Below are 8,760 nucleotides of genomic sequence, written 5' to 3' on the forward strand. Positions count from 1 at the left end.
GACGAATACTAATCGGTCGAGGGCTTATCCTAAAGAAATACCAGAAACTAAGCATTTCAGCACACACTTTCGTATCCAGTTTTCAGGGCGCAATGCCTTGAAGGATAAGGGTTGGATCTTTTCTGAGGCGACTCGGGAAGCGATTCAGCGAAAAATCCAGTTTGGTGGCGATGGCGGAGGGGAACCACGCGTTCCCATACCGAACACGACCGTTAAGCCCTCCAGCGCCGATGGTACTTAGACCGCAGGGTCTTGGGAGAGTAGGACGTCGCCAAGCACGAGAGACCTACCGCAGGTTTGCGGTAGGTTTTTTGTTGTTCATGCGAAGAAGAATTAGCCATAGCCAAGATGGGCTATGGAAATAAATAAAAGCCTTAGACGTACGGAACGGAAAGCACGAAGGCAATCGATTATGGCTTATAGAACGATGCTTCCCACGCTTGCAGTCGCAGGAGGCCTTCCTTTTGCTTGCGGAACGTAAAGGAAAGGAGCAGCTTCGGGATCAAGAGCCACAAATGCCAGCTGACGACGCTGATCATCAACGATTCTTTGATCCAGGGGTAGAGGAGCGCAATGGCGCATAGTCCGATCCAAAACAAATGGCGGTGCACGCGGCGAAACAAGAGAAGCTTGATGTCGTTAGCGGGCTTGAAGCCGATCCAGGGCGGCGTTACGCGCCAAACCCATTTGCGGTCGGCAGCCTCATCGACTCGGATGAAGGTCAGCAGCAAAATGGAAAGATGAACGACCTGTACGATAGCAAATCCAATTAACCAGGAGAATAAGCCGTCCATATGGTAAGCTAGCATTTGAAAAGCAAGCAGGATGCCGGCGATCAGAAAGTAACTGTATATAAGCTCCATGCGAATGGAGATTCGTTTTACGAGTTGGTACTGATAAATGGTTGCGTTGGGTTGACTGGCTAATGGCTGGCGCATGACAAGGCACGTCCTTCCGTTTCGGAAATGAATAAGCTTTCTTCAACTATATCGGTATTTGTCCGACAACTATCCATAGCTCCGCAAAAACATTTTACGGATGGAGTAACCATTCGCCCGGCTGCCGCATACGATATATAAATATTTGAAATGGGCTATGAAACAAGTATAAAACGATAGACTATGTGTCATAATAGTAGCTATATAGGTAAGTGAAGGAAAGCGGGGATTCTAATGAACGAAAACGAAACCGAAAGCATAATCGAAAACGGCGAGCACCACTGCATCATTTGCGGTCAGCTGAAGGTCGAAGGGCAAGGGATCCGGATCGTATCCGGCTTTATATGCGAGACCTGCGAAGAAGAAATGGTTCGAACCGATGTCAGGGATGCGAAATATCCTTTTTTCATTCATCAAATGAAGCAAATCTTTTTGGAAAAAAACGCTTGAGCGGCTTCTAGCGACAGAAGCCGCTCTTTTTTTGACATTCATTTCGGGTAAAATAAGAAGGATGGTTCATCGGACTTGATTGTTACGCGAAAGGGATGTTTATACATAATGAAGCTATTTTATGCTCCTTTGCTTGAAGCGCTTATCTCTCATGCCGAGAGCGAGCCGGCCGGCTTCCACGTTCCCGGCCACCGATACGGAGAGGCACTGAAGCAAAAACTGATTTTGAACGATGCCGGCCATCATCCCGCCGAATGGTTTTCGGCCGTTATGCGGCTCGACGTTACGGAGCTGTCGACGACGGACGATCTGCATCATCCGGAGGCGTCTATCCTGGAAGCGCAGCGGCTCGCGGCACGCACGTTCGGGGCGGACGAATCTTTTTTTCTCGTTGGGGGAAGCACGGCAGGGAACCTTGCCTTACTGCTAGCGCTCTGCGAGCAGCCGGGCGATCTCGTCATCGTGCAGCGAAACGTTCATAAGTCGATTATAAACGGCTTGAAGCTTGCGGGGGCATCGGCGGTATTCCTGTCGCCTCAAATCGATCCATGCACGGGACTGGCCACGATTCCGTCGCTGCAGGATGTTGAAGAGGCGCTTCGGCGATATCCCGAGGCTAAGGGCGTCGTATTGTCGAACCCGAATTATTACGGGATGGGCATTCATCTGCAAGCTTACGCCGAACTTATCCATCGATTCCAAAAGCCGCTCGTCGTCGATGAGGCGCACGGCGCCCACTACGGCTTTCACCCGGAGCTGCCTCCATCAGCCCTTAGCGAAGGAGCGGACGCCGTCGTCCAATCCGCGCACAAAACGTTGCCGGCACTTACGATGGGCGCCATGCTTCATGTACGAGGGGATCGGATCCGCAGAGACAAGCTTCGCCAATCGCTCGCCATGATTCAAAGCTCGAGTCCGTCCTTTCCGATACTCGCGTCGCTTGATATTTCCCGAGCAATGATCGACGCATTGGGCGGCCAATTGTTCGAACAAGGCTTAGGCGCCGCCGCAATGTTCCGAGCATGGCTTAGGCATAGCGAATTCCCGATCCGAGAGGCGGAGAGAACAGCGGTCAAGGAAGAAGCCGCAGCGCGCTATGCCGACCCGCTCAGGCTCGTTCTATACGACAGCAGCGAGCGGATAAGCGGATATGAGCTGCAGCTTCGGCTGGAGCGGTACGGTTGTTATGCGGAGATGGCGGATCCCCGGTATGTCGTGCTTGTTTTCGGCGTGCAGACGTCGCAAGAGGACATTCGCAAGCTACAGCATGGAGTAGAGGCGATTTCGATCGCGATGAAAGAACAGGAAACTAACCCGCCCGCCGGATCGGCGGCGGTATTGGATGCGTCTGGCGTCACGTATCAGCCACAGTCCATGTCCGAGCCGGTCTCGTTCACCAGGGATCGTTATGCGCAAGCGGACAGCAAACGAATGAAGCTCGAGCATGCCGTGGATTGCCTATCGGCGGAGATGGTCACCCCGTACCCGCCCGGCATCGTGATTTTGTATCCCGGCGAGCGAATTACGGCGGCCATCGCCGGCCAGATTACAAGGCTGGCATCGATGGGCGCGAAATTTCAAGGGGCGTCGGACCCGTCGATGGCAACGATCGAGGTTTATAAGGGCCAGTGATCGACGAGCGATCGAAGTTCTTCGCGCCGGCAGCAACGTTTTTATGTACAAGGAATGATTCTTTTTTGTTAAGATAGGAAGAAGATTGATTAACTTATAGGTTAGGGGAAGCTTGAGCTTGAAAAAAGGAATATTCATCACCATAGAAGGCGGCGAAGGCGCCGGCAAATCGACACTGATCGAACAGCTTTCGAATACAATGGTTCAGAAGGGCGTTCCGTTCTTGACGACGAGGGAGCCCGGCGGCATTCCGATCGCCGAGCAGATCCGATCCGTTATTTTGGATCGCGGCAACGTATCGATGGATGCCCGCACGGAGGCGCTGCTCTACGCGGCTGCCCGCAGACAGCATCTGGTCGAGAAAGTAGTGCCTGCGCTCGCGGAAGGCCGACATGTCATATGCGACCGTTTCGTGGACAGCAGCCTGGCTTATCAAGGCTATGCGCGGGGGCTAGGGATGGATGAGGTGTGGAATATTAACAGCTTCGCCATTCAGGAGCTTATGCCCGACATGACGATTTATATGGATGTCAGCCCGGAAGTCGGTTTGTCCCGCATAGCCGGGGCGGCGGACCGGGAAGTGAACCGGCTTGATCTGGAGAAGCGTTCCTTCCACGAGAAGGTGCGCGAAGGGTATATGCAGCTGCTGCAAAATCATGCGGATCGAATGGTGCGGATAAATGCCGAACAAAGCTCCGAAATGGTATTTCGTGAGGTTTTAACCGCAATTGAACGCCGATTTGCAGGATTTTTTGCAACCGATGTCAAATCTTAATAGATGGACCTGTTAAGCATTCTGTTATACGATTGAACTCAATAACCAATTCTAATAGTAGTCGAGGGGGAATGAGGATGAAATTAGTAATCGCGGTTATTCAAGATAAGGACAGCAATCGGCTGTCGAATGCATTGGTGCGCGAAGGATTTAGGGCGACGAAGCTGGCCAGTACGGGCGGGTTTTTGCGCGCGGGGAATACGACGTTCATGATCGGGATCGAGGACGAGCGGGTGCACGAGGTGCTTCAGGTTATAAACGCGAACTGCAAAGTGCGCGATCAGCTGGTGACGCCGGTATCGCCGATGGGCGGTTCGACGGATTCCTACATTCCGTTCCCGGTCGAGGTGCAGGTAGGCGGGGCCGCCGTCTTCGTCGTTCCTGTCGAGCGGTTTGAACATTTTTGATTGGGCGTGACTTAGGATGAAGATCGATCATGGCTTCCGCCCGCTGGGGCAAAATCGCGCCGGCAACGACGCGGGAGCCAAGCAGGTTCAGCCGAGAAGCTTCGCAGACGTCATGGTGCAGCAGGATGCGAACCGCACGCAGGAGCAGCTTCAGCAGAAGCTGCAGGACATCCAGAGGCAGGGCGATCGCTTGGCGAAGACGATGACCGTTCGCGAGCTGAAGCTGTACCGCCAAATGATCAAGCAGTTTTTGGAGGATACGATCAGGCGGGGCGTCGTGCTGAAGGAAGTGAAGGGCTTCGACCGCAGAGGGCGGATGAAACGTTATAAGCTGCTTGACGAAATTGACGCGACGCTCGTGTCGATGGCCGAGGATTTGCTGGACAGCGAGCAGGGAAGAATCGACTTGCTGAACAAAATCGGCGAGATCCGGGGCATGCTGATCAATTTATTATTCTGATAAAGGGAGATCAGGGAAAGGTTAGGAACAATTCATGAGCCTTGAACAAGTTGCCGGGCAGTGGAAGGCGCAGCGCATATTGAAGCACGCCCTGCAAAGCGGCAAAATCTCTCATGCTTATTTATTCAACGGCCCTTCGGGGACGGGCAGAATGGCGATGGCGCGGGAATTCGCCAAGGCGCTGTTCTGTACGGCGGGCGGGGCGGACGCTTGCGGCGAGTGCTTGGAATGTCGAAAGTTCGAGCACGGGAACCAGACGGATTTAACGATGGTCGCGCCGGAAGGGCAATCGATCAAAATCGACCAGATCCGCGAGCTGCAGCGCGATTTTTCATACCGCAATACCGGCACGAAGCGCAAAGTGTATATGATCGAGCAAGCCGATAAGATGACGGTGCAGGCGGCCAACAGCCTGCTTAAATTTTTGGAGGAGCCGCTGTCGCCGGTCGTTGCGATCCTCATTACCGACAACGGACAAGCCGTGCTGCCGACGATCCGCTCCCGCACGCAGTGGGTGCCCTTCCTGCCGATGTCGCCGGAGAGCATGCTGCAAAAGCTTGTCGAAGAAGGAGCGCCACAGGCGCTGGCCAGAGCGGCCGTGCAGCTGACGTCCGGGCTTGCCGGAGCTAGACAATTTCTCCAGCAGAATCAATTTGCAGAAATCAGAAACCTAGTGATACAATTAGGCAAGGAGAGTTTGACCCGATTCACCGCGGCGATGATCACTGCCCAGCAACAGCTATTCAAGACGGAATTGGTTGAACACATTCAATTGCTGTTGTCGTTATTGGTTATTTGGTTTAAAGATTTGATACAGTTCCAGGCCGGAAGGCAGGACAGCATCGTTTTTATAGATCAGCTGGATTGGATAAGCAAGCACGCCTTTAACCGCTCGGTCGCGCAGTGGGTGTGCTGCATGGAGCATACGCTCGAAGCGGGCAAGCGTATGCGTGCGAACGTTGCGCCTCAGCTTGCTTTCGAGCAACTATTGGTAAACTTACAGGAGGGCTAATCCTTGTATAATGTCGTCGGTGTCCGCTTCAAGAAAGCGGGCAAGATCTATTACTTTGATCCGGTCGAGCATCCCGTGGACAAGGAGCAACATGTTATTGTTGAAACCGCGCGCGGTATCGAATACGGTAAAGTGGTGGTGGGACAGAAGCAAGTCGGTGAATCGGATGTCGTCCTCCCTCTCAAGAAAGTGATACGGATCGCAAGCGATGCCGACGCGAAGATCGTCGACGAGAATCGCACGGCCGCCAAGAACGCGTTCGTTACCTGTCTTGAGAAGATTAAGAGCCATCAGCTCCGGATGAAGCTGGTGGACGTCGAATTTACGTTCGACCGCAACAAAATCATCTTTTACTTTACGGCGGAAGGCAGAGTCGACTTTCGCGAGCTGGTGAAGGATTTAGCCAGCGTATTCCGGACCCGGATCGAGCTTCGCCAGATCGGGGTTCGCGACGAAGCGAAGATGCTCGGAGGCATCGGACCTTGCGGACGAGTCTTATGCTGCTCTTCCTGGCTTGGCGATTTCGAGCCCGTCTCGATCAAGATGGCGAAGGATCAGAATCTATCGCTGAATCCGACCAAAATTTCCGGACTATGCGGCCGTCTCATGTGCTGTCTCAAATACGAGCATGACAACTACGAGAGCATCCGCGAAGAGCTGCCGGCCGTCGGCAAGATCGTCGTGACCTCTTACGGCGAAGGCAAAGTGACAGGCATTAACACATCCACCAAAAGCGTGTATGTGCAATTATTCGATATACCGGGCAAACCGAAAGAACTGCCGCTGGACGACGTCGTCGTCAAGTAGAGGCGAAGTGCGATTCTCACGGGTGAGGTAACCCTCACGCTTGAAGCTCTGGGGTGGGGAACTTGGAGAAGAAAGATATTTTCGTGCAAATGGACGAGCTGGACGTTCGAGTAGGCGCTATCCATACCGAGCTTGGCGCGCTGAAGCAGAAGGTGAAGGAGCTGCTCGAGGAGAATAAGCGCCTGACCGAAGAGAACGATCAGCTGCGTCGGCTGTTCAAGAGAGAAGCGGAGCTGGAACATCATGTCGCAAGCGCTCCCGCGAAGAGGAAACAAGCCGCGGCGGGCCATGGCTCGCCGGTCGTCGCGAGCGAGGCTATGACGGAAGCGAGCGTCGCGATCGGCGAAGGGCATGATAATTTGACCCGCTTGTATCACGAAGGATTCCACATTTGCAACGTATATTACGGGCATTTGCGGACGGAAGGCGACTGTTTGTTCTGTCTATCCTTCCTAAATAAATAAGGAATCCGTAAAGACACGCCGTCCTTGCCGCAGAGGACGGTATTTTTTTTAAAACGATAAAAATGGATAAGTTTAGCACACTTGTGAGAAGGAGAGACTTGCAACTTGTCGGATACGATACCTTTGGCCGAAAATGAACGACTGGACGATTTAATGACGGAAACGGGCTTGAAAATTATACAGAGCCGCGACGTGTTCAGCTTCTCGCTCGACGCGGTGCTGCTGTCCCGGTTCGCGAGTGTGCCGAAATACGGGCGGATCGTTGATTTGTGCACGGGGAACGGCGTCATTCCGATGCTGCTCTCCGAGCGAACGAAAGCCAGGATCGACGGAGTGGAAATTCAGCCGCGGCTGGCCGATATGGCAAGAAGGAGCATAGAGCTGAACGGTTTGTCCGAACGCATTACGATCATTGAACAGGACCTGCGCATGTATCCGAAGCTCGCCGGCAACGGCGTCTACGACGCGGTGACCGTCAACCCGCCTTATATGCCGGTGACGTCGGGCGATCAGAACGAGAACGAGCATTACGCGATCGCAAGGCATGAGATCCATTGCACGCTCGAGGACGTGGCGGCGGCTTCCTCCAGGCTCGTGAGGCCGGGCGGCAAAGTAGCGATGGTGCATCGGCCGTCGAGGCTGCTCGATATCGTGGAGACGATGCGCAGGTGGCGGCTTGAACCGAAGCGGATCCAGTTCGTTCATCCGAACGCGAGCGCCGAAGCGAATATGATATTAATAGAAGCGATACGGGATGGAAAACCTGATATTAAGCTTCTGCCGCCGATCATGGTATACGAGAATGGGGTGCAAATCGTTTGAATATCCAAAAAAGCTTCTTGGCGCGAGCCGAGCAAAGCACGGGCAGCTTGTATCTGGTCGCCACGCCGATCGGCAATCTGGAGGATATGACGTACCGTGCGATCCGTATATTGAAGGAAGTGCAGCTTATCGCGGCGGAGGACACGCGGCAGACGCGCAAGCTGCTCACTCACTTCGAGATCAACACCCGAACAGTAAGCTATCATGAGCATAATAAGCGGGCGAGCGGTCCCGAGCTTATCCGCATGCTGCTCGAAGGAACATCGATCGCCCTCGTAAGCGACGCCGGTCTGCCGGCCATATCGGATCCGGGCGCCGATTTGGTGAAGGATGCGGTCGATCGGCATATTCCGGTCATACCGGTACCCGGCGCCAACGCGGCGTTATCCGCGCTAATCATGTCGGGACTGCCGACGGAGCGGTTCCTGTTCGCCGGCTTCCCGCCGCGCGAGCGCAAAGCGATCATGAAGTGGCTGGAGGAGCTGAAGGACCGCAAGGAGACGCTGCTCTTCTACGAGTCTCCACACCGCCTTGAGAAAACGCTCGCCGCGATGCTGGAATGCTTCGGCGACCGTACGATCGCTTGCGTAAGAGAGCTTACGAAGCGGCACGAGGAAGCCGTGCGCGGTACGATATCGGAATGCTTGGCGTGGTTCGTGGAGCATCCGCCGCTGGGAGAGTTCTGCATCGTCGCCGAAGGGACGGACGGCGAGACGGCCGGCGCGGGGGACGAGGACGGCGCATGGTGGTCGAAGCTCGATCTTGCGGCCCACGTCGCGCATTACGAGGAGCAATACGACCGGAAGGAGGCGATCAAGCGGACGGCCGCGGATCGGGGGCTGCCGAAGCGGGACGTATATAATGAAGTAAACCGTTAGAACGATTAGGCGGACGGGCGGGTTCTAATAAAAAAAAAAAGACCTTCCTGGCCGGGTTCTAGCGCAGGAAGGCAATAAGGAGTATAAAAAAGGTTAGAATTAACAAGTTGATAAG

At 54.1% G+C, this 8,760-nt stretch carries 11 protein-coding genes and 1 rRNA gene; 11 read left to right on the forward strand and 1 reads right to left on the reverse strand.

Annotation, left to right across the window (positions count from 1 at the left end; genetic code table 11):
* The first annotated feature begins 160 nt into the window (after nucleotides 1-160).
* Nucleotides 161-277, forward strand: a 5S ribosomal RNA gene (gene rrf / locus IDH41_RS30290).
* 133 nt (nucleotides 278-410) lie between these two features.
* On the opposite strand, the gene IDH41_RS30295 is transcribed toward rrf, so the two are convergent.
* Nucleotides 411-938: a transposase gene (locus IDH41_RS30295; RefSeq protein WP_190867934.1), complete on the reverse strand. Its 528-nt coding sequence runs from the start codon at nucleotides 936-938 to the stop codon at nucleotides 411-413.
* Between the two features lie 234 nt (nucleotides 939-1,172).
* Here IDH41_RS30295 and IDH41_RS30300 point away from each other — a divergent pair, with 234 nt between their 5' ends.
* The 10 genes from IDH41_RS30300 (at nucleotide 1,173) to rsmI (ending at nucleotide 8,645) form a co-directional block, all read left to right on the forward strand.
* Nucleotides 1,173-1,388, forward strand: a complete 216-nt coding sequence (locus IDH41_RS30300; protein WP_190867936.1) for a sigma factor G inhibitor Gin — start codon at nucleotides 1,173-1,175, stop codon at nucleotides 1,386-1,388.
* 108 nt (nucleotides 1,389-1,496) lie between these two features.
* Nucleotides 1,497-3,020 carry an aminotransferase class I/II-fold pyridoxal phosphate-dependent enzyme gene (locus IDH41_RS30305; RefSeq protein ID WP_190867938.1) on the forward strand — a complete coding sequence of 508 codons (1,524 nt, stop codon included), beginning with the start codon at nucleotides 1,497-1,499 and terminating at the stop codon, nucleotides 3,018-3,020.
* Between the two features lie 118 nt (nucleotides 3,021-3,138).
* Nucleotides 3,139-3,795 carry a dTMP kinase gene (tmk, locus tag IDH41_RS30310; protein WP_190867940.1) on the forward strand — a complete coding sequence of 219 codons (657 nt, stop codon included), beginning with the start codon at nucleotides 3,139-3,141 and terminating at the stop codon, nucleotides 3,793-3,795.
* Nucleotides 3,796-3,872: 77 nt separating this feature from the next.
* The gene (locus tag IDH41_RS30315; RefSeq protein ID WP_056634702.1) at nucleotides 3,873-4,202 is read left to right on the forward strand and encodes a cyclic-di-AMP receptor; all 330 of its coding nucleotides are present in this window, start codon (nucleotides 3,873-3,875) and stop codon (nucleotides 4,200-4,202) included.
* Between the two features lie 16 nt (nucleotides 4,203-4,218).
* The gene (locus IDH41_RS30320; RefSeq protein WP_190867942.1) at nucleotides 4,219-4,662 is read left to right on the forward strand and encodes a YaaR family protein; all 444 of its coding nucleotides are present in this window, start codon (nucleotides 4,219-4,221) and stop codon (nucleotides 4,660-4,662) included.
* Between the two features lie 34 nt (nucleotides 4,663-4,696).
* Nucleotides 4,697-5,674 (forward strand): DNA polymerase III subunit delta', encoded by a 978-nt coding sequence (gene holB / locus IDH41_RS30325; RefSeq protein WP_190867943.1) that lies wholly within the window; start codon nucleotides 4,697-4,699, stop codon nucleotides 5,672-5,674.
* Nucleotides 5,675-5,677: 3 nt separating this feature from the next.
* Nucleotides 5,678-6,481: a PSP1 domain-containing protein gene (locus tag IDH41_RS30330; RefSeq protein WP_190867945.1), complete on the forward strand. Its 804-nt coding sequence runs from the start codon at nucleotides 5,678-5,680 to the stop codon at nucleotides 6,479-6,481.
* Between the two features lie 62 nt (nucleotides 6,482-6,543).
* Complete coding sequence (locus IDH41_RS30335; protein WP_190867947.1) at nucleotides 6,544-6,945, forward strand: initiation-control protein YabA; 402 nt, start codon at nucleotides 6,544-6,546, stop codon at nucleotides 6,943-6,945.
* Nucleotides 6,946-7,098: 153 nt separating this feature from the next.
* Nucleotides 7,099-7,767, forward strand: a complete 669-nt coding sequence (locus IDH41_RS30340; protein WP_190867951.1) for a tRNA1(Val) (adenine(37)-N6)-methyltransferase — start codon at nucleotides 7,099-7,101, stop codon at nucleotides 7,765-7,767.
* Entirely contained in the window at nucleotides 7,764-8,645 is an 882-nt protein-coding gene (rsmI, locus tag IDH41_RS30345; RefSeq protein WP_190867949.1) for a 16S rRNA (cytidine(1402)-2'-O)-methyltransferase, read from the forward strand. Before IDH41_RS30340 ends, rsmI begins: the two co-directional genes overlap by 4 nt.
* The last annotated feature ends 115 nt before the right edge of the window (nucleotides 8,646-8,760 follow it).

The organism is Paenibacillus arenilitoris, assembly GCF_014705655.1.
GTDB classification, from domain to species: Bacteria; Bacillota; Bacilli; order Paenibacillales; family Paenibacillaceae; genus Pristimantibacillus; species Pristimantibacillus arenilitoris.